Annotated in this window: 1 protein-coding gene; it reads right to left on the reverse strand. The window is 69.3% G+C overall.

Features of this window, described 5'->3' with window-relative positions; genetic code table 11:
* Nucleotides 1-52: 52 nt before the first annotated feature.
* Nucleotides 53-872: DUF222 domain-containing protein (locus ACH34W_RS55420; RefSeq protein WP_395969355.1), on the reverse strand; the 820-nt coding region annotated here is incomplete at its 5' end.

Consider the following 872-nt stretch of genomic DNA (forward strand, 5'->3'; position numbering starts at 1 on the left):
GGCCCGGTGCAGGAAGGCGCCGGGCTACTACAGGGCTGGGGTGTGTGAGTGGTCAGGCCGCGTGGTCGTGCCAGGGATTGTCGGCCTGATCGACAGGTCTGCCGCGTCTGGATCTGGCGACCCCGTCAGGAGGAAGCGCCCGATACCGGTACCGGCCATCCTCGGTGGTGGTGATCTGTATCTGCTCGGGGTGGGTGTGTTTCCAGCGGTTGTGCCAGCCGCAGCACAACGCCAGCTTGTCGATGTCGGTGGGGCTGTTGCCCAGCGCCCACCCATCGACATGATCGACCTCGCACAACAGCCCCGGCACCTCACACCCCTGCACCGCACACGTGTCATACAGGGTCTCCAGCACCCGGCGTTGCCCCGCGGTGGCGATCCGCACCGCATGCCCCAAATACAGCGGCACATGATCGGGGCTGAGGATCAGGGGGGAGATTCCGGCGTTGAGGGCGATGCGCCGCACCTGCGCCGCCGGAATCGGCGTGCCATCACGCAGCCGCCCGGGCCGGTCATCACCGGTCAACGTCTGCAGGTCAGCGATGACAGTGACCCGGGTGTCCCGGTGCCCACCGGCCAGCACCGTCGACAACGCCGCCGCCGTCCGCTCAGCCAGATCCCGGCGGTCGTCGGTCCCGGCGGGTTTGGCCAGCGGTGCCAGGGTGCCGTCCAGGATGGCGGTGTCTTCGGGATTGAGCCACCCGTGCAGGTAACAGCCGCCATCCAGCGACCGGCTGACGGTCACCCACGACCGCTGATACCCCCGCGCCGCATCCTGTGGCGGCTGGTCTTCGCCGGCGAGTTCGGCGACCAGGTCATGCACTCTGCGGCCCAGCCGCGCCAGGTTCCGCGCCGACACCCCGCCAGCCACC

This window comes from Actinomadura sp. 6N118 (assembly GCF_044326415.1).
In the GTDB taxonomy this organism is placed as follows: Bacteria; Actinomycetota; Actinomycetes; order Streptosporangiales; family Streptosporangiaceae; genus Spirillospora.